Origin of the sequence: Serratia sp. OLAL2, assembly GCF_002752475.1 — a bacterium.
Classification (GTDB): Bacteria; Pseudomonadota; Gammaproteobacteria; order Enterobacterales; family Enterobacteriaceae; genus Serratia; species Serratia bockelmannii.
Genome location: NZ_MSTL01000019.1, coordinates 448,265 through 467,469, shown reverse-complemented (window position 1 = coordinate 467,469; position 19,205 = coordinate 448,265). Strand labels below are relative to the sequence as shown.

Here is a 19,205-nt window from a genome sequence, read left to right as displayed (position 1 = left end):
CATGATGAATGATAAAGATCTCTCGACCTGGCAGACATTCCGTCGACTCTGGCCGATGATCACTCCTTTTAAGACCGGGCTGATTGTGGCCGCCATTGCGTTGATTATGAACGCAGCGGGGGACACGCTGATGCTGTCTCTGCTTAAACCGCTATTGGACGATGGGTTTGGAAAAACCGACAGCAGCGTGCTGGTGTGGATGCCGTTGGCCGTCATCGCGCTGATGTTGATGCGCGGCGTAACCAGCTTTGTTTCAAGCTACTGCATTTCCTGGGTTTCCGGCATGGTGGTGATGCAGATGCGTCGCCGCCTGTTTGGCCACATGATGAGAATGCCGGTGGCCTTCTTCGATCAGCAGTCCACCGGGACTTTGCTGTCGCGCATTACCTATGATTCCGAGCAGGTAGCTTCCTCCTCGTCCAGCGCGCTGGTGACCGTGGTGCGTGAAGGGGCTTCGATCATTGGCCTGTTCATCATGATGTTCTACTACAGCTGGCAGCTGTCGGTGATCCTGATCGTGCTGGCGCCGATCGTCTCCATCGCTATTCGCCTGGTCTCCAAGCGTTTCCGCAACATCAGCAAGAACATGCAGAACACGATGGGGCAGGTGACCACCAGCGCCGAACAGATGCTGAAAGGCCATAAAGAAGTGCTGATCTTCGGTGGCCAGCAGGTGGAAACCGAGCGCTTTAACTCGGTCAGCAACCGCATGCGTCAACAGGGCATGAAACTGGTTTCCGCGTCTTCGATTTCCGATCCGATCATTCAGCTGATCGCTTCGCTGGCGCTGGCGTTCGTGCTGTTTGCCGCCAGCTTCCCAAGCGTGATGGCAACCCTGACCGCCGGTACCATTACCGTGGTGTTCTCATCGATGATCGCGCTGATGCGCCCGCTGAAGTCGCTGACCAACGTCAATGCCCAGTTCCAACGCGGGATGGCGGCATGCCAGACGCTGTTCTCCATTTTGGATATGGAACAGGAAAAAGACACCGGCACCCGCGAAGTGAAGCGTGCGAAAGGCGATATCGAATTCCGCAACGTCACTTTCTACTACCCATCCAAGGAAACGCCGGCGCTGCGTGATATCAACCTGAAAATCGCCGAAGGCAAGACCGTCGCCTTGGTGGGCCGTTCCGGTTCGGGTAAATCCACCATCGCCAACCTGTTGACGCGTTTCTACGATATCCAAGAAGGCGAAATCCTGATGGATGGCCACGATTTGCGCGAATATACCCTGGCCTCGCTGCGCAATCAGGTAGCGCTGGTCTCGCAAAACGTGCACCTGTTCAACGACACCATCGCCAACAACATTGCCTATGCACGCGAGAGTGAATACAGCCGCGAGCAGATTGAGAAAGCGGCCGAAATGGCGTACGCAATGGACTTCATCAACAAGATGGAGAACGGCCTGGATACGGTGATCGGTGAGAACGGCGTAATGCTGTCCGGCGGCCAACGTCAGCGTATCGCCATCGCGCGTGCGTTGCTGCGCGACTGCCCGATCCTGATCCTGGATGAGGCGACCTCTGCGCTGGATACCGAGTCCGAGCGGGCCATTCAGGCTGCGCTGGACGAGTTGCAGAAAGACCGTACTTCATTAGTGATCGCGCACCGCCTGTCGACGATTGAGAAGGCGGACGAGATCCTGGTGGTGGAAGATGGTCGCATTGTTGAACGCGGCGAACACACCGAGTTGCTTGAACGGCAGGGCGCCTATGCGCAGCTGCACCGCATGCAGTTTGGTCAATAATGATTGAGCGCATCTGGTCCGGCGGTTCGTTGCTTTATCTGGCGCTATTGCCGCTCTCGTGGCTGTATGGCCTGTTCAGCTGGCTGATCCGCCTCAGTTACCACTGCGGCCTGCGTAAAAGTTGGCGTTCGCCGGTGCCGGTGGTGGTGGTGGGTAATCTCACCGCCGGCGGCAACGGCAAAACGCCGATGGTGATCTGGCTGGTGGAACACCTGCAGCAGCGGGGCTACCGCGTTGGGGTGGTGTCGCGCGGCTACGGCGGCAAGTCGGCGGTCTATCCTCTGGTGCTGGGTCAGAATACATCGACCCGCGAGGCGGGGGATGAGCCGGTGCTGATTTATCAGCGTACCGGGGCGCCCGTGGCGATCGCGCCCAAGCGCGCCGAGGCGGTGCAGGCTCTGCTGCAACAACAGCCGCTGGATGTGATCATCACCGACGACGGCTTGCAGCACTATGCTTTACAGCGTGACTTCGAGCTGGTGGTCATCGACGGTGTGCGTCGGTTCGGTAACGGCTGGTGGTTACCAGCCGGACCGATGCGTGAGCGTGCTGCGCGGCTTGGCAGCGTCGATGCGCGTGTCGCCAATGGCGGCGTGGCGCAGGCCGGAGAAATTGCTATGCGTCTGCAGGCGCGTGACGCAGTAAACCTGCTAAGCGGTGAACGTCGCCCGGCGGCCGAGCTGCCGCGCGTGGTGGCGATGGCGGGTATCGGCCATCCGCCGCGTTTCTTCGCGACGTTGGAAAAGTTGAGCGTCGAAGTCGTGCAGGAAGTGGCGTTTGCCGATCATCAGGAATATCAGCAGGCGCAGCTGGCGGCGTTGGTTAATGCAGAGCAAACGCTGCTGATGACGGAGAAGGACGCGGTGAAATGCCGCGCCTTTGCCCAGCCTAATTGGTGGTATTTACCGGTTGATGCGGTGCTACCTTCCGCTCAGGCTGAGCAACTGCTGCAGGATATCGAGTCTCTACTGGCTAAGTAACCTCAGGACGCCAGCGTGACAAGCCCCAGGGCTTGCGCGCAGGCTTCCAGCGAACGCTGCTGGGTTTGTTGATACAGCGCCAGCTCGTCGATCACCTCACTACCCAACGCGTGTTCAAACGCTGCCCGGCTTGACGCCGCATTGTACTGTGTATGGCGGCTGTCCCCCAGATTCGATTGGAAAATCCCCGCCGCGCTGACCGGCAGAAAATCTTCATACACCAGTGGCTGGAAGCGAACGTGTTCTTTCTCGATCAGTTGCTCCAGGGTGCTGTGCTTATCCAGTGATTCTTTGGCCGCCAGGCCGCACTCGGTCGGGAAATAGCGGAACCAGGCCAGCTGTTGCTCGCGCAGCGTGGCGTAATCATCCGGAAACGCCCGGAAGTTTTCTTCCAGCAACTGATAATAGCGTTCGGCATTTTTCTCGCTCGGCGGCGCCTGCAGCGCATCGTTGGTGGCCTTCAGCAGACGGTCGTAGAGTTCGCGTCCTTTCGTCGTCAGCGCCACACCGCGCTGTTCGATCTCGCCGAACCGCGCGGTATGATGACCGGCGACGACGCGGCCGTCGCGCTCAACGAAATCGACGCGTTCTTCCAACGCCTTGAAGCTGGTCTGGCGCAGCAGGATCGCGCGACGGCGGCGCGGCGGGCCCTCGATGACCGCTTTGGGCGTAATACCGCGGGCGGGCATCGCCTGTTGAACGCGATCGATATCCAGCGTGCGCGGTGTCAGATGATTGATATGCGGCCCTTTAAACGCCACCACGTCGGCGATCAGTCGATGCTGATCGTGTAGCTGCCGGTATTCTTCGGCGCTGACCGTCGCCTGGTTGTGCCAGCGGAAGGTTTCCAGCGCTTGTTCGACAAATTCTTGCGCCTGCACCTCATTCAGCCCGCCTTGCGCTTCCTGCAGCGCGATCAGTTCCAACGCGCGATCGGTAAAGATACGGCGGCGCGCCAGCAAGCGCTCAGCCAGCTCACGCAGCGCGGGGTCTTCTATCAGCTCCAGGCGAAGCAAGGAGGTAAATACGCGGAACGGACTGACCTGCAGCGCGTCTTCGTGTACGGCGCGAAAGGCGGTCGAGTGCACGGGAACGCCCGCCACAGACAGATCATAGTAACCGACCGGCGCCATGCCCATCACCCGGAACAGACGGCGCAGGGTGGCCAGTTCGCCAGCAGTGCCGACCCGGATCGCGCCGTGGCGCTCCATCGCGAGGCGTTCGATCTCGCCGGTGATTTGCAGTTGATGAGCCAGTGCGGCATCTTCGCGCAGAACCTGTCGGTTGGTTTCCGCCACCAGCTCCAGCAGATCGCCGTACAGCGGTACCTCCTTTTGGTACATGTCCGACATCGCGTGAGAGAATCTGGCGCGGATTTCATTAGGTGAAACGAACTGCTGGGCGGTCATGCGCATAGCTCCTTGATTCAGCATAATCTGAAAAATCGTGTTTTTAGCGGCAAAAGTGCTGGCGAAAAAGCCGTCTGCCTTGTTTTCCCCTCAAGTTTAGCCATCTGATTTGGGATTTGTTATAGACGTGGCAAGCATATTAGAGTTTTATGCGTTAGCTCTCATTTGTAGCGCACGGACGGGCAAACGATGCCCCGGTGAGGAGAAGAACGCGGTGGATCGGCCGCGGCGAGCGTTAAATTAAGTCATGTATATTCATGGGGATAAAAATAAATTCGGCGTATTTATGAATTAAAGGCAATAAACCTCTTGTGCATTCATCATTTTTATGAGTAAATGCAAGTCGGCCTGTAATCCAGACCTATTTATGTTCGAGTTTAGAGTTAAGCAGTTCCTCCAAAAACGTTATCATCCGATTCCGCTTCAAAGACGAACCTTCTAAGTACCTCCCATAAGTAATGTTTCTGACATGGCCACAATTGCCTCTTATGGCAGGTTTTGTAAATATATTTAAAGGTAAAAGTAATGTCTAAGAAGACGGGTCAAGTTAAGTGGTTCAACGAAAGCAAAGGTTTTGGTTTCATTGAGCAGCACGACGGCGGCAAAGATGTATTCGTACACTTCTCCGCTATTATGACCGACGGTTTCAAGACCCTGGCTGAAGGCCAGCGCGTCGAGTACACCATCCAGGACAGCCCGCGCGGGCCGGCTGCCGCTAACGTAGTTGCTCTGTAAGAAGACGGGGAACGCGTATAAGAGATCTTAATACAACCATGGTGATGCCTCAGCGCTGAATCATGCGGAAGATATTAAGTTCAACAAGCCCGCCTTCGTGCGGGTTTTTTAATTTTTTGCTCACGAGAGGTTTGTTACGAAAAACTTTAGGATGGGCTGGTAGCGTCCAGACAATATAAAAAATGACGTTGTCAAGGATGCTCAAGTAAAAGGATATAAGTTATGTTTAAAAATACTGTGTTAAAAATGGGCCGTGTGAAATGGTTTAATCAGGCCGAAGGCTATGGTTTTATTTCACCGGTAGATGGCAGCGACGAAATCTATGTCAATCGCAACGCTATCGCCAACACCAAAAATAAGTCGTTGAACGAAGGTCAGAACGTTGAATTCTCGATCTATCGCAGCTCGCATGGGCTGTCCGCGGCAGACGTTATCGCGTTCTGATCGCACCCACCTTCCTCGCCAGTGCCGGTGTCGCCACCCGCAAGCACTGGCGAAGATAAATCCCGCGATATCCACTATTATCAGGCCATTGCCTACTCGCCACGGATATCAGGATGACCATCCCAACCATTTCCCTTACCGCCGCTCGCGCGCTGCACCTTGCCGCCCAGGGGCTGCTTTCTCCGCTTAAACGCCAGGCTCGGCCCGATGACGTCTTGAGTGCGATCCAGCGCATGGGGTTGTTACAAATCGATACCATTAGCGTCGTTGCTCGCAGCCCGTATCTGGTGCTGTTCAGCCGTTTGGGAGCCTATCAGCCGGAGTGGCTTGAGCAGGCGCTCGCCGGCCGCAAGCTGTTCGAGTATTGGGCGCATGAGGCCTGTTTCCTGCCGATCGAAGATTTTGGCCTGCTGCGCCACCGCATGCTGGCGCCGCATGATATGGGCTGGAAATACTCCGCCGCCTGGGTGCAGCAGCACCAGGCCGCGATGGACAACCTGCTGCGGCACATCGAACAACAGGGGCCGGTGCGCTCCGCCGATTTCAGCGCCGAGAAGAAGGGCAACAGCGGGTGGTGGGACTGGAAACCGGAGAAACGTCATCTGGAAATCCTGTTTACCGCCGGCAAGCTGATGGTGGCCGAACGTCGCAACTTCCACCGGGTTTACGATCTGACCGAAAGGCTGCTGCCGGCCTGGGACGATGCGCGCCATACGCTGCCTGTGGAGCAGGCGCGCCGGCAGATGCTGTGCCGCACCTGCCGCTATCTGGGCATTTTCCGCGCCGAGTGGTTGGCGGACTACTATCGGCTGAAGCGCGTGGCGCCAAAAGCCTTGCTGGCAGCGCTGCAGGAACAGGGCGAGATTACGCCGGTGCAGGTAGAGGGACTGGAAGGACAATTCTATGTGCATGAATCACTGGCGGAATTGCTGCCGCTGGCGGAGCAGGGCAAACTCAAATCGACGGTCACCAGCCTGCTTTCGCCTTTTGATCCGGTGGTGTGGGATCGCCGTCGGGCGCTCGAGCTGTTCAACTTTGACTATCGGCTAGAGTGTTACACGCCGAAAGAAAAACGTCGCTATGGCTACTTCACCTTGCCGGTGCTGCATCGTGGCGAGCTGGTGGGGCGGATTGACGCCAAGGCGCACCGTCGCCAGGGCATCTTCGAGATCATCAGCTTCCATGCGGAACCGCAGGTGCGCTTCGGCAAACAGAGAACGCAAGATATCCGACAGGCCATCGCGCGCACGGCCAAATGGCACGGTGCACAACGCGTCGCGCTGGGCGACATTCCGGCGGTGTTGGCCGCTGAATGGGGTGCCGGCTGGGAAGTGGGATAACGAGCGACGCCGTCGGTGGGGTAAAACGAAGTTAAGCGTCGCTCGTTACAAAGGGGCTCAGTGGCTGAAGTTAGCGAACAGAGCGATGATTTTATGCAGACGTTTGATCACGTATTACTACCTTTTTGTGATTTGTATCACAAAATTCTACGCCGGGATGCGCCGCAGTTCAAGCTGTTGCGCCGGCGCGGTGAGGAAATATCGGCGGGTTGGTACCGCCGATGATTAACCTGAGGCCGGGCGTTATGCTATCCTCACTGCCTTTCCCAGATGACCAATCCCCTTGCGGAGGATGCATGGACCACCGTTTACTCGAAATCGTTGCCTGCCCGGTATGCAACGGCAAACTCTATTTCAATAAAGAAAACCAGGAGCTGGTGTGCAAAGCGGACGGGTTGGCTTACCCGCTGCGCGACGGCATCCCGGTGCTGTTGGAAAATGAAGCGCGTGCGCTGTCGCTGGACGAGAAGCACGCATGAGTTTTATCGCTATTATTCCCGCCCGCTACGCCTCAACCCGTTTGCCGGGCAAACCGCTGGCCGATATTCACGGTAAGCCGATGGTGGTGCACGTGATGGAGCGTGCCCGTGAGTCCGGCGCCAGCCGCGTCATCGTGGCGACCGATCACCTTGAGGTCGCCAAAGCGGTGGAAGCCGCCGGCGGCGAAGTGTGCATGACCAGCCCGGATCACCATTCCGGCACCGAGCGTCTGGCGGAAGTGATCGCGCACTACGGCTTTGCCGACGACCAGATCATCGTTAACGTGCAGGGCGACGAACCGCTGATCCCACCGGTGATCGTGCGTCAGGTCGCAGAGAATCTGGCGGGCAGCCAGGCCGGCATGGCGACGTTGGCAGTGCCGATCGAGAGCGCGGAAGAGGCTTTCAACCCCAACGCGGTGAAGGTCGTAATGGACGCACAGGGCTACGCACTCTATTTCTCACGCGCCACCATTCCGTGGGATCGTGAACGTTTCGCTGCGTCGAAAGAGATCATCGGCGACAGCCTGCTGCGTCACATCGGCATCTATGCGTACCGTGCCGGTTTCGTGCGCCGCTACGTCAGCTGGGCGCCGAGCCAACTGGAACAGATCGAGCTGTTGGAACAGCTGCGCGTGCTGTGGTACGGTGAAAAAATCCACGTGGCGGTCGCGAAAGCGATCCCGAGCGTGGGGGTCGATACGCCGGAAGATCTCCAGCGCGTGCGCGACAGCATTCAACCCTGAGCCTGATTTCGTCGGCGCGGCGCGCAACGCGCCGACGATGTAATACCTCCCATATTGATCCCCGTTTTGTTGATCTGCGTTGAAGAATTTTTCCGCTCACCGTTCGATGATGTTACGCATCCCCCATATTAGCCTGAGGTGAATGCCTTATGGAGCAGTTACGCGCAGAACTGAGCATTGTGCTGGGTGAGTCCATCAGCCGGCTGGAGCGGGTGAGCGAGCAGCCTTATGCGCATATGTATTCGCTGTACGATCGGCAGGGCAACGCCATCCCGCTGATGGCGAAAAGTTTTATCTGTCAGGGTATTGCCCAACAGGAGGCGTATAAGTTGTCGATGTTGGCGCGCGACGGGGATATTCGCCTGCCGACGGTGTACGGCGTAGTGTGCACCCACCAGGCGCCGTATACGGAAATCCTGCTGATCGAACGCCTGCGCGGCGTGTCGGCCGAAGCGCCAACGCGTTCGCCGGATCGCTGGAACATGTTGATGGAGCAGATCGTCGACGGGGTATTGGCCTGGCACCGCATCGACAGTCACGGCAGCGTCGGCAGCGTTGACAGCACGCAGGAGAACGACTGGTTTTGTTGGTATCAACAGCGGGTTGAAGTGCTGTGGGCGACGGTGGTCAATCTCACTACCCCGCAGCTGACCATGGCGGATCGGCGTTTGCTGTATCGCACGCGCGAAGCGCTGACTCATTTCTTCGTCGGCTTCGACGATCCCTGCGTCCTGGTGCACGGCAACCTGTCGCTGCGCAGTATGCTGAAAGATCCCAAAAGCGATCAACTGCTGGCGATGCTCAATCCCGGTGTGGTGCTGTGGGCGCCGCGCGAATACGATCTTTTCCGCCTTTGCGAGCCGGGCATGCCCAGCCAACTGCTGTTCAGCTATCTGCAGCGGGCGCCGGTCGCCGACGCTTTCCTTGCGCGGCGCTGGCTATACGTGGTGTGGGAAGCGGTAGGGCGTTTGATCCATACCGGCAAGCTGGAGCGGCGGCCGTTCGACTATGCGTCGCAACAGCTGCTGCCCTGGCTGGCCGGTTGAACGGGTTTTACTCGGCGCCGGCGCTATCCGCGCCTTTCAGCCACTGCCACAGGCTGCCCAACGTTTCATACCAGGCACGTTCGGTATGGCCGAGGAACATCGACGACGGTGTGGCGCGATCCCAGATATTCAGCGGCGAGTCGATCGCCAACTGGTTGGCCGGTGCTGGGATCGGGTGCAGGCCTTTAGCCTTGAAGAAACGCATGGCACGCGGCAGATGGTTGGCGGAGGTCACCAGAATGAACGGTTGCTCGCCGACCAACTTGGCGACCTGAGCGGCTTCTTCCTCGGTATCGCGCGGTTCCCTCAAAATCACCATATCGCTGCGCGGCACGCCCAGGCTTTCGGCTACCAGCGCCGCCGTGGCGGCGTTGCTTTGCATGCGTCCGGCGGACGCGCCGGTAAACACCATCCTGGCGCCGGGATGCGCAAGGTAGAGCCGCACGCCTTCCGTCACGCGCGGCAGACTGTTGCCGAGCAGGTTCGAGCTAGGTGCCCAGTCGGGATTGTAGGTATAGCCCCCGCCCAACACCACGATGTAGCTGACCGGATCGTTGCCGCGATAAGTCTGGTATTCGGCTTCGATCGGCCGCAGCAGTCGGTCGGCCACCGGTTGCAGGCTGAAAAGCAGTAAAAACAGCCAGCTCAGCGTGAAAATCGTCTTACCGCTTTTTTGCCAACGGGTGAACCACAGCAGTAACAACGCCAGCCCCATCAGCAGCATCAACAGCGGTAGCGGCATCAGCAGGGCGCCAAAGAACTTTTTCAGGTTGAACAGCATCGAAAATCAGATCCTTTTGGGTGAAAAAGCGGCATCCAGGCATAAACAGGCCGCAAGAAGATACATTCTAAGCCAGTCTGTGCCAAAATAGCAGGTTTGAATGGGCGTGCGCTTTGCCGCCGCAAGAATGAGATCAGCGGAGCCGTTGTCCATGCAGGATCGCAATTTTGACGATATTGCTGAAAAATTTGCGCGTAATATTTACGGCACCACGAAAGGAAAAATCCGCCAGGCGGTGGTTTGGCAGGATCTGACCGGGCTGCTGGCGCAGTTGCCGCAGCGGCCGCTGCGCATCCTTGACGCCGGGGGCGGGGAAGGCCATATGGCCTGCCAACTGGCAGAATTAGGACATCAGGTGTTGTTGTGCGATCTTTCTGGTGAGATGATCCAGCGCGCCGCGCAGCTGGCGGAGCAGAAAGGTGTGAGCCAGAACATGCAATTCGTACAAAGTTCTGCGCAGGATATCGCTCAACATTTGGAACAGCCGGTTGATCTGATATTGTTTCATGCAGTGCTTGAATGGATCGCAGAACCCGAAGCGGCACTGCAGGCATTGTGCGACTGTCTGACGCCGGGTGGCGCGCTGTCGCTGATGTTCTTCAACGCTAACGGTCTCTTGATGCGTAACGTGGTGTTGGGTAACTTCCAACTGGTGGATCCCGAAGTCAGACGGCGCCGCAAGCGTTCGCTGTCGCCACAATATCCGCACGATCCGCTATTGGTCTACGGCTGGCTGGAACAGCTGGGCATGCGCATCAGCGGCAAAACCGGCGTGCGGGTGTTTCACGACTACCTGCAGAGCAGACAGCTGCAAACACAAAAATTTGAAGAGTTACTGGCGCTTGAACAGCACTATTGCCGGCAGGAGCCGTACGTGAGTTTGGGGCGCTATATTCACGTCATGGCGCATAAACCAAACCTGAAGGACGAACTATGAGTGAATTTTCCCAGACAGTACCCGAACTGGTCGCCTGGGCACGGAAAAATGATTTCTCTATTTCGCTCCCTACGGAGCGTCTCGCATTTCTGCTCGCTATCGCCACCCTGAATGGCGAACGGCTGGACGGCGAGATGAGCGAAGGTGAGCTGGTTGATGCATTTCGCCATGTCAGCAAGGGTTTTGAACAGACGCATGAAACGGTGGCGATGCGCGCCAACAATGCGATCAACGACATGGTGCGCCAGCGCCTGTTGAACCGCTTTACCAGCGAATTGGCGGACGGCAACGCGATTTACCGCCTGACGCCGCTGGGTATCGGCATTACCGATTACTATATTCGCCAACGCGAATTCTCCACGCTGCGTCTGTCGATGCAGCTGTCGATCGTGGCGCAGGAACTCAAACGCGCCGCCGATGCCGCCGACGAGGGCGGCGACGATTTCCATTGGCATCGCAACGTGTTCGCGCCGTTGAAATATTCGGTGGCGGAAATCTTCGACAGCATCGACATGACGCAACGTGTGATGGACGAGCAGCAGCAGAGCGTGAAAAACGACATCGCGGCGCTGCTGAGCAAAGACTGGCGGGCGGCGATCTCCAGCTGCGAAATGCTGCTGTCGGAAACCTCGGGCACCCTGCGCGAACTGCAGGATACGCTGGATGCGGCGGGCGACAAGCTGCAGGCCAATCTGCTGCGCATCCAGGACGCAACCCTCGGCAACGTGGAGCTCGGCTTCGTCGACAAGCTGGTGTTCGATCTGCAGAGCAAGCTGGATCGCATCATCAGTTGGGGTCAGCAGGCGATCGACCTGTGGATCGGCTACGATCGCCACGTACATAAATTTATCCGTACCGCTATCGATATGGATAAAAACCGCGTGTTCGCCCAACGCTTGCGCCAGTCGGTGCAAACCTATTTCGACCACCCTTGGGCGCTGACCCATGCCAATGCCGATCGTCTGCTGGACATGCGCGACGAAGAACTGGCGCTGCGCAGCGAGGAAGTGACCGGGGAACTGCCGCCGGATCTGGAGTTCGAAGAGTTCAGCGAAATTCGCGAACAGCTGGCGGCGATGATCGAAGAGGCGCTGAAGGTGTACCAGGAACAGCAGATGCCGCTCAATCTTGCAGCGGTGATGCGCGATTACCTGGCGCAATATCCGCGTGCGCGTCATTTCGACGTGGCACGTTTAGTGGTCGACCAGGCAGTGCGCCTCGGTGTGGCTGAAGCAGATTTCTCAGGGTTGCCGGCGGAATGGCAGGCAATCAATGATTACGGAGCCAAGGTCCAGGCCCATGTCATCGACAAATATTGAACAAGTAATGCCAGTCAAGCTGGCCAAGGCGCTGTCCAACTCGCTGTTCCCGGCGCTGGATAGCCAACTGCGCGCGGGTCGTCACATCGGTATCGATGAACTGGACAACCACGCCTTTTTAATGGATTTCCAGGATGAGCTGGAAGAATTTTACAACCGTTATAGCGTCGAGCTGATTCGGGCGCCGGAAGGTTTCTTCTATTTGCGCCCGCGCTCCACCACGCTGATCCCGCGTTCGGTGCTGTCCGAGCTGGATATGATGGTCGGCAAGATCTTGTGCTATCTGTATCTCAGCCCCGAGCGCCTGGCGCACGAAGGCATTTTCAGCCATCAGGAGCTGTACGACGAGCTGCTGAGCCTGGCGGATGAGAACAAGCTGCTGAAGTTCGTCAACCAGCGCTCCACCGGTTCGGATCTCGATCGGCAGAAGCTGCACGAGAAGGTGCGCACCTCGCTGAACCGCCTGCGCCGCCTCGGCATGGTCTATTTCATGGGCAATGACAGCAGCAAGTTCCGCATTACCGAGGCGGTGTTCCGCTTCGGCGCCGACGTGCGCAGCGGCGACGATCCGCGTGAAGCGCAGCTGCGCATGATTCGCGACGGCGAGGCGATGCCGGTTGAAACCAGCCTGTCGCTGAACGATGAGAATGACGCTGAGGATCAGCAGGTTGATAACGCTCCTGACGGTGCAGAGGATGAACAGGAATGATTGAACGCGGTAAATTTCGCTCGCTGACGCTGGTTAACTGGAACGGTTTCTTCGCCCGTACCTTTGATCTGGATGAGCTGGTGACCACGCTGTCCGGCGGTAACGGGGCGGGGAAGTCCACCACCATGGCGGCCTTCGTCACCGCACTGATCCCCGACCTGACGCTGCTGCACTTCCGTAACACCACCGAAGCGGGCGCCACCAGCGGTTCGCGCGACAAAGGCTTGCACGGCAAGCTGCGTGCCGGCGTGTGTTACTCCACCCTCGACGTCGTCAACTCGCGCCACCAGCGCGTGGTGGTCGGTGTGCGCCTGCAGCAGGTGGCAGGGCGCGATCGTAAGGTCGACATCAAACCTTTCACCATCCAGGGCCTGCCGACCGCGGTACAGCCGACCGAACTGCTGACCCAGACCGTGGGCGATCGCCAGGCGCGCGTGCTGTCGCTGCAAGAGCTGAAAGAGCGCGTGGAAGAGATGGAGGGCGTGCAGTTCAAGCAGTTCAACTCCATCACCGATTACCACTCGCTGATGTTCGATCTGGGCGTGATCCCGAAACGCCTGCGTTCGTCCGCCGATCGCAGCAAATTCTACCGTCTGATTGAAGCGTCGCTGTACGGTGGTATCTCCAGCGCCATCACCCGCTCGCTGCGCGATTACCTGCTGCCGGAAAACAGCGGCGTGCGCAAGGCGTTCCAGGACATGGAAGCGGCGCTGCGCGAAAACCGCATGACGCTGGAAGCGATCCGCGTCACCCAGTCGGATCGTGACCTGTTCAAGCATTTGATCTCCGAGGCCACCTCCTATGTGGCGGCGGACTATATGCGCCACGCCAACGAACGCCGCATCCATCTGGACGGCGCGCTGGCGCTGCGCAGCGATCTGTTGGGCAGCCGCAAGCAACTGGCCGCCGAACAGTATCGCCATGTGGAAATGGCGCGCGAGCTGAGCGAACAGAGCGGCGCCGAATCCGATCTGGAAACCGATTACCAGGCCGCCAGCGACCACCTGAATCTGGTGCAGACGGCGATGCGTCAGCAGGAGAAGATCGAACGCTATGAAGCCGATCTGGAAGAGCTGACCTACCGTCTGGAAGAGCAGAACGAAGTGGTGGCCGAGGCGAGCGAGCAGCAGGCCGAAAACGAGGCGCGCGCCGAAGCGGCCGAGCTGGAAGTGGACGAACTGAAGAGCCAGTTGGCCGACTACCAGCAGGCGCTCGACGTGCAGCAGACCCGTGCCATTCAGTACCAACAGGCGCTGCAGGCATTGGAGCGCGCGCGCGCGCTGTGCCAACTGCCGAACCTGACCGCCGACAACGCCGAACAGTGGCTGGACACCTTCCAGGCCCGCGAGCAGGAAGCGACCGAAGCGTTGCTGATGCTGGAACAGAAGCTGAGCGTGGCCGACGCCGCACACGGCCAGTTCGAACAGGCCTATCAGCTGGTGGGTAAAATTGCCGGTCAGGTCAGCCGCAGCGAAGCCTGGCAGTGCGCGCGCGAATTGCTGCGCGACTGGCCTTCGCAGCAACACCTCGCCGAGCGCGTTCAGCCGCTGCGTTTGCGCCTGAGCGAACTGGAACAGCGCCTGCGCTCGCAGCAGGACGCCGAACGCCTGCTGAACGAATTTTGCAAACGCCATGGCCAAGAGTACCAGCCGGACGATCTCGACATGCTGCAGCAGGAGCTGGAAGAGCGCCTGGAAGCGCTGTCGCAGAATGTCAGCGAAGCCGGTGAACGCCGTATGGAGATGCGCCAGGAACTGGAGCAGATCCAGCAGCGCATCCGTGAGCTGACGGCGCGTGCCCCGGTGTGGCTGGCGGCGCAGGACGCCCTGGGCCAGCTCAGCGATCAGAGCGGAGAGCCGCTGGAAAACAGCCAGCAGGTGACCGAATACATGCAGCAGCTGCTGGAGCGCGAGCGTGAAACCACCGTCGAGCGCGACGAAGTGGCGGCCCGCAAACGTGAAGTGGAAGCGCAGATCGAACGTCTCAGCCAGCCGGGCGGCGCGGAAGATCAACGCCTGGTCACGCTGGCCGAACGTTTCGGCGGCGTGCTGCTGTCGGAAATTTACGATGATGTCACCATCGACGACGCGCCTTACTTCTCGGCGCTGTACGGCCCTTCGCGCCACGCCATCGTGGTGCCGGATCTGTCGCTGGTGCGCGAGATGCTGGAAGGGCTGGAAGATTGCCCGGAAGATCTTTACCTGATCGAAGGGGATCCGCAGTCGTTCGATGACAGCGTGTTCGCCGTCGAAGAGCAGGACAAAGCGGTGGTGGTGAAGATCGCCGATCGCCAGTGGCGTTATTCTCGTTATCCGGAAGTGCCGTTGTTCGGCCGCGCGGCGCGCGAAAACCGTCTGGAAGTGCTGCATGCCGAGCGTGAAACGCTGGCGGAGCGTTACGCCACGCTGTCGTTCGACGTGCAGAAAACCCAGCGTTCACACCAGGCCTTCAGCCGCTTTATCGGCACCCATCTGGCGGTGGCGTTCGACGCTGATCCGGAAGCGGAGATCCGCGGTTTGAGCGCCCGCCGTGGCGAAATCGAACGCGCGCTGAACAATCACGAAGCGCAGAACCAGCAGCAGCGTCAGCAGTACGATCAGGCCAAAGAGGGCATTTCCGCGCTCAACCGCTTGATGCCGCTGGTATCGTTGCTGAACGATGAAACGCTGCAGGATCGTGTCGACGAGATCCGCGAAGAGCTGGAAGAGGCGCAGGACGCCGCGCGTCATATTCAGCAGCACGGCGTGTCGCTGACCAAGCTGGAGCCGCTGCTGTCGGTGCTGCAGAGCGATCCGCAGCAGCATGAACAGCTGCAGCAGGACTACGCGCAGGCGCAAAGCGTGCAGCGCCAGGCCAAACAGCAGGCGTTCGCGCTGACGGAAGTGGTGCAGCGCCGCGCGCATTTCAGCTATACCGACTCCGCCGGCATGCAGAATGCCAACAACGATCTCAACGACAAGCTGCGTCAGCGCCTGGAGCAGGCGGAAGCCGAACGCGCCCGTGCCCGTGAACAGCTGCGTCAGTATCAAACCCAGTTCACCCAGTACAGCCAGGTGCTGGCCTCGCTGAAAAGTTCGTATGACGCCAAGCGCGACATGCTGAAAGAGCTGAGCCAGGAGCTGGTAGATATCGGCGTGCAGGCCGACGCCAACGCCGAAGCGCGTGCGCGCCAGCGCCGCGACGAGCTGCATACGGCGTTGAGCAACAACCGTGCTCGTCGCAATCAGTTGGAGAAACAGCTGACCTTCTGCGAAGCCGAAATGGATGGCCTGCAGAAGAAACTGCGCAAGCTGGAACGCGACTATCATCAGCTGCGCGAGCAGGTGGTGACCGCCAAGGCGGGCTGGTGCGCGGTGATGCGTCTGGTGAAAGACAATGGCGTGGAACGCCGCCTGCATCGCCGCGAGCTGGCGTATATGGATGGCGACGAGCTGCGTTCGATGTCGGATAAGGCGCTCGGTGCGCTGCGTCTGGCCGTGGCGGACAACGAACACCTGCGAGACGTGCTGCGCCTGTCGGAAGATCCGAAGCGGCCGGAGCGCAAGATTCAGTTCTATATCGCGGTGTACCAACACCTGCGCGAGCGTATCCGTCAGGACATCATTCGCACCGACGATCCGGTCGAGGCCATCGAGCAGATGGAGATCGAGCTGGGCCGTCTAACCGAAGAGCTGACCGCGCGCGAGCAGAAGCTGGCGATCAGTTCGAAAAGCGTGGCCAACATCATTCGCAAAACCATTCAGCGCGAACAGAACCGTATTCGCATGCTGAACCAGGGGCTGCAGGCCGTTTCCTTCGGCCAGGTGAAGAGCGTGCGCCTGAACGTCAATGTGCGAGAAGCGCACGCCACCCTGTTGGACGTGCTCTCTGAGCAACAGGAACAACATCAGGATCTGTTTAACAGTAACCGCCTGACCTTCTCCGAAGCGTTGGCCAAGCTTTACCAGCGCCTGAATCCGCAGATCGACATGGGGCAGCGCACGCCACAGACCATCGGCGAGGAGTTGCTGGACTACCGCAACTATCTGGAGATGGAAGTGGAAGTGTACCGTGGCTCCGACGGCTGGCTGCGTGCGGAAAGCGGCGCGTTGTCTACCGGTGAGGCCATCGGTACCGGGATGTCAATTCTGGTGATGGTGGTACAGAGCTGGGAAGAAGAGTCCCGCCGTCTGCGCGGCAAAGACATCTCGCCGTGTCGCCTGCTGTTCCTCGATGAAGCGGCGCGTCTGGATGCCAAGTCGATCGCCACGCTGTTCGAACTGTGCGACCGTCTGGAGATGCAGCTCATCATCGCGGCGCCGGAAAACATCAGTCCAGAGAAGGGCACCACCTATAAACTGGTGCGTAAGGTGTTCCAGAACCACGAGCATGTGCACGTGGTGGGGCTGCGCGGTTTTGCCGGCGAGCCGCCGGCGCTGGGTACTGCGTCGGTTGAAACGCAGTAAGGTAGAAAAACGCCCTAAAAATCCGAAAATAGCCGCCGTAGGGTGGCTATTTTTTTGTACGCGTGGATGATAGTCCTGCTTTTTTATCCGTTGAAAAGCGGTTAGTTTAATCAGATAAACAGTAATTCGACGCCCGCAGGGCGAAACGGCCTTTCTGTTTGTATACTGAAACTATATGCAGTTTTTGACGTTTTTTTTGTGAGCATACAGGGGGCAAGGGATGTTGCTTAAAAAGGGAAACTCTCTACGGCGTTTGGCGCTGAGTGGCGCTATCGCCTGTAGTCTTGTGTCGTCGTTTTCCGCATCGGCCACCGTAGCGGCGTTACCAGTGGCATCAGCAGGCATGTCCGTTGCGCAGAGCCGTTCTGAACTGCTGGCCGCGTTGCCGCGCGGCATGGATTTGCACTACCTGTCCACGCTGGCGCCGCTGTATGCGGCGAACCATATGCAGCCGATGTGGCAGGATCGCGAAGCCGTTCAGCAGTTTCAGCAGCAGCTGGCCGAGCTGGCGATGTCCGGCGTGCAGCCGCAGTTCACCCAGTGGGTGAAGATGTTGACCGATCCGGCGCTCAATGAAGTGGGCCGCGATGTGGTGTTGTCCGATGCGATGCTGGGCTATTTGCAGTTCGTGTCCGCGATCGGCGCCAACGGCAACAACTGGCTGTACAGCAATATTCCCTACAAGCTTGGCTTGCCGCCCACCGCAGTGATTAATCAGTGGCAGCTGGCGGTGCGCCAGGCGCGTACCCTGAGCTACGTGAATTCGCTCGCGCCGCAACATCCGCAATACGCCAAGATGCATCAGGCGCTGCGCGACTTGCTGGCGGACAATCGCCCTTGGCCCCAGGTGGGCAGTGGCCCGAGCCTGCGCCCAGGCCAAATGAGCAATGATATCCCGGCGCTGCGTGAGATCCTGACGCGCACCGGTATGCTGGCCACCTCGGCGCCGGAAGCGGAAGCGGAACCGGCGGTGGTCTCGGCGAAGAGCAATGAGCCCGACGACGGCGGGCTGACGGTAGACGAAGAGAAAAGCCGCGTGACGGTCAGCCCATCGGCGGCGCCGGTGACGGAGCTGACCGCGGAACAGACGCCGCCGCAGATCGGCAGCGTGGTGAGCGACAATCTCTATACCGACGAGCTGGCGGAGGGCGTCAAGCGCTTCCAGAAATGGCAGGGGCTGACGGCGGACGGCGTGATCGGCGTGCGCACTCGCGAGTGGCTCAACGTGTCACCGAAAACCCGTGCCGCGCTGTTGGCGTTGAATATCCAACGTCTGCGAATTTTACCGGGGCATGTCGGCACTGGCATTATGGTGAACATTCCCAATTACTCGCTGACCTACTATCAGAACGGCAACGAAGTGTTGTCCTCCCGCGTTATCGTCGGGCGGCCGAGCCGCAAGACGCCGCTGATGAGCAGCGCGTTGAACAACGTGGTGGTCAACCCGCCTTGGAACGTGCCGACCACGCTAGTGCGTGAGGATATCGTGCCGAAGGCGATGCGCGACGGTAACTATTTCCAGAAACACGGCTACACCGTGCTGTCGGGCTGGAGCAACGATGCAGAAGTGATCAACCCGTCTATGATCGACTGGAGCATGGTCTCTGCGCGTAACTTCCCGTATCGCGTCCGTCAGGCGCCGGGAGCGACCAACTCGCTGGGGCGCTTCAAGTTCAATATGCCGAGCTCGGACGCTATCTATTTGCACGATACCCCGAACCACAGCCTGTTCCAGAAAGATATCCGCGCGCTCAGCTCCGGCTGCGTGAGGGTGAATAAGGCGTCCGATTTGGCGAATATGCTGCTGCAGGACGCCGGCTGGAACAACAGCCGCGTGTCTTCCACACTGAAAGAGGGGAATACCACTTATGTGAATATTCGCCAGCGTATTCCCGTAAAACTGTATTATCTTACCGCCTGGGTTTCGGATGACGGCCAACCGCAATTCCGTACAGATATTTACAATTATGATAATACGGTGCGATCGGGCGCACAAATTTTGGCTCAGGCCAAAAAATTAATGCAGTAAATGCAGTAATTATAAATAAATAACGGTCAGAATGTTTGGCTATACCGCAGGCCCCC

15 protein-coding genes are annotated in these 19,205 nt (G+C 58.8%); 13 read left to right on the top strand and 2 right to left on the bottom strand.

What is annotated here, in order from left to right:
• Position 1: 1 nt before the first annotated feature.
• Both msbA and lpxK read left to right on the top strand, forming a co-directional pair.
• Positions 2-1,750, top strand: coding sequence for a lipid A ABC transporter ATP-binding protein/permease MsbA (gene msbA / locus BVU99_RS19620; protein WP_025302279.1), 1,749 nt, complete (start codon positions 2-4; stop codon positions 1,748-1,750).
• Positions 1,750-2,730: a tetraacyldisaccharide 4'-kinase gene (gene lpxK, locus BVU99_RS19615; protein WP_043137664.1), complete on the top strand. Its 981-nt coding sequence runs from the start codon at positions 1,750-1,752 to the stop codon at positions 2,728-2,730. Before msbA ends, lpxK begins: the two co-directional genes overlap by 1 nt.
• A gap of 2 nt (positions 2,731-2,732) precedes the next feature.
• Here the strand turns inward: lpxK and BVU99_RS19610 are convergent, their stop codons facing one another.
• Positions 2,733-4,139 (bottom strand): VOC family protein, encoded by a 1,407-nt coding sequence (locus BVU99_RS19610; RefSeq protein ID WP_025302281.1) that lies wholly within the window; start codon positions 4,137-4,139, stop codon positions 2,733-2,735.
• A 525-nt stretch (positions 4,140-4,664) separates the two neighbouring features.
• Between BVU99_RS19610 and BVU99_RS19605 the strand changes: the two genes are divergently transcribed.
• The 6 genes from BVU99_RS19605 (at position 4,665) to BVU99_RS19580 (ending at position 8,929) form a co-directional block, all read left to right on the top strand.
• Complete coding sequence (locus tag BVU99_RS19605) at positions 4,665-4,874, top strand: cold shock domain-containing protein (RefSeq protein WP_004928244.1); 210 nt, start codon at positions 4,665-4,667, stop codon at positions 4,872-4,874.
• Between the two features lie 222 nt (positions 4,875-5,096).
• The gene (locus tag BVU99_RS19600; protein ID WP_004928241.1) at positions 5,097-5,318 is read left to right on the top strand and encodes a cold-shock protein; all 222 of its coding nucleotides are present in this window, start codon (positions 5,097-5,099) and stop codon (positions 5,316-5,318) included.
• 113 nt (positions 5,319-5,431) lie between these two features.
• Positions 5,432-6,658 carry a winged helix-turn-helix domain-containing protein gene (locus tag BVU99_RS19595; protein ID WP_043137654.1) on the top strand — a complete coding sequence of 409 codons (1,227 nt, stop codon included), beginning with the start codon at positions 5,432-5,434 and terminating at the stop codon, positions 6,656-6,658.
• A 296-nt stretch (positions 6,659-6,954) separates the two neighbouring features.
• Positions 6,955-7,137, top strand: coding sequence for a Trm112 family protein (locus tag BVU99_RS19590; RefSeq protein WP_004928237.1), 183 nt, complete (start codon positions 6,955-6,957; stop codon positions 7,135-7,137).
• Entirely contained in the window at positions 7,134-7,883 is a 750-nt protein-coding gene (gene kdsB / locus BVU99_RS19585) for a 3-deoxy-manno-octulosonate cytidylyltransferase (RefSeq protein ID WP_043137652.1), read from the top strand. The genes BVU99_RS19590 and kdsB overlap by 4 nt, the downstream gene beginning before the upstream one ends.
• Before the next feature lie 149 nt (positions 7,884-8,032).
• Positions 8,033-8,929 carry a YcbJ family phosphotransferase gene (locus BVU99_RS19580; protein ID WP_025302284.1) on the top strand — a complete coding sequence of 299 codons (897 nt, stop codon included), beginning with the start codon at positions 8,033-8,035 and terminating at the stop codon, positions 8,927-8,929.
• A gap of 7 nt (positions 8,930-8,936) precedes the next feature.
• Here the strand turns inward: BVU99_RS19580 and elyC are convergent, their stop codons facing one another.
• The gene (gene elyC / locus BVU99_RS19575; protein WP_025302285.1) at positions 8,937-9,710 is read right to left on the bottom strand and encodes an envelope biogenesis factor ElyC; all 774 of its coding nucleotides are present in this window, start codon (positions 9,708-9,710) and stop codon (positions 8,937-8,939) included.
• Positions 9,711-9,861: 151 nt separating this feature from the next.
• On the opposite strand from elyC, the gene cmoM reads away from it, so the two are divergent.
• From cmoM to ldtD, 5 genes are all read left to right on the top strand, one after another.
• Positions 9,862-10,647, top strand: a complete 786-nt coding sequence (cmoM, locus tag BVU99_RS19570; protein WP_025302286.1) for a tRNA uridine 5-oxyacetic acid(34) methyltransferase CmoM — start codon at positions 9,862-9,864, stop codon at positions 10,645-10,647.
• Positions 10,644-11,966 (top strand): chromosome partition protein MukF, encoded by a 1,323-nt coding sequence (gene mukF / locus BVU99_RS19565; protein ID WP_004928228.1) that lies wholly within the window; start codon positions 10,644-10,646, stop codon positions 11,964-11,966. The genes cmoM and mukF overlap by 4 nt, the downstream gene beginning before the upstream one ends.
• Positions 11,947-12,675 (top strand): chromosome partition protein MukE, encoded by a 729-nt coding sequence (mukE, locus tag BVU99_RS19560; protein WP_004928226.1) that lies wholly within the window; start codon positions 11,947-11,949, stop codon positions 12,673-12,675. The genes mukF and mukE overlap by 20 nt, the downstream gene beginning before the upstream one ends.
• Positions 12,672-17,120: a chromosome partition protein MukB gene (gene mukB, locus BVU99_RS19555; protein WP_025302287.1), complete on the top strand. Its 4,449-nt coding sequence runs from the start codon at positions 12,672-12,674 to the stop codon at positions 17,118-17,120. The genes mukE and mukB overlap by 4 nt, the downstream gene beginning before the upstream one ends.
• A gap of 220 nt (positions 17,121-17,340) precedes the next feature.
• Positions 17,341-19,149, top strand: coding sequence for a L,D-transpeptidase (gene ldtD, locus BVU99_RS19550; RefSeq protein ID WP_025302288.1), 1,809 nt, complete (start codon positions 17,341-17,343; stop codon positions 19,147-19,149).
• Positions 19,150-19,205 lie beyond the last annotated feature (56 nt).

Excerpts from the sequence above, each read along its gene's own strand:
- kdsB (WP_043137652.1), top strand. The coding sequence starts at position 7,134 with ATGAGTTTTATCGCTATTATTCCCGCCCGCTACGCCTCAACCCGTTTG.
- BVU99_RS19590 (WP_004928237.1), top strand. The coding sequence starts at position 6,955 with ATGGACCACCGTTTACTCGAAATCGTTGCCTGCCCGGTATGCAACGGC.
- mukE (WP_004928226.1), top strand. The coding sequence starts at position 11,947 with ATGTCATCGACAAATATTGAACAAGTAATGCCAGTCAAGCTGGCCAAG.
- BVU99_RS19580 (WP_025302284.1), top strand. The coding sequence starts at position 8,033 with ATGGAGCAGTTACGCGCAGAACTGAGCATTGTGCTGGGTGAGTCCATC.
- lpxK (WP_043137664.1), top strand. The coding sequence starts at position 1,750 with ATGATTGAGCGCATCTGGTCCGGCGGTTCGTTGCTTTATCTGGCGCTA.
- BVU99_RS19595 (WP_043137654.1), top strand. The coding sequence starts at position 5,432 with ATGACCATCCCAACCATTTCCCTTACCGCCGCTCGCGCGCTGCACCTT.
- cmoM (WP_025302286.1), top strand. The coding sequence starts at position 9,862 with ATGCAGGATCGCAATTTTGACGATATTGCTGAAAAATTTGCGCGTAAT.
- ldtD (WP_025302288.1), top strand. The coding sequence starts at position 17,341 with ATGTTGCTTAAAAAGGGAAACTCTCTACGGCGTTTGGCGCTGAGTGGC.
- BVU99_RS19610 (WP_025302281.1), bottom strand. The coding sequence starts at position 4,139 with ATGACCGCCCAGCAGTTCGTTTCACCTAATGAAATCCGCGCCAGATTC.
- elyC (WP_025302285.1), bottom strand. The coding sequence starts at position 9,710 with ATGCTGTTCAACCTGAAAAAGTTCTTTGGCGCCCTGCTGATGCCGCTA.
- BVU99_RS19600 (WP_004928241.1), top strand. The coding sequence starts at position 5,097 with ATGTTTAAAAATACTGTGTTAAAAATGGGCCGTGTGAAATGGTTTAAT.
- BVU99_RS19605 (WP_004928244.1), top strand. The coding sequence starts at position 4,665 with ATGTCTAAGAAGACGGGTCAAGTTAAGTGGTTCAACGAAAGCAAAGGT.
- mukB (WP_025302287.1), top strand. The coding sequence starts at position 12,672 with ATGATTGAACGCGGTAAATTTCGCTCGCTGACGCTGGTTAACTGGAAC.
- mukF (WP_004928228.1), top strand. The coding sequence starts at position 10,644 with ATGAGTGAATTTTCCCAGACAGTACCCGAACTGGTCGCCTGGGCACGG.
- msbA (WP_025302279.1), top strand. The coding sequence starts at position 2 with ATGATGAATGATAAAGATCTCTCGACCTGGCAGACATTCCGTCGACTC.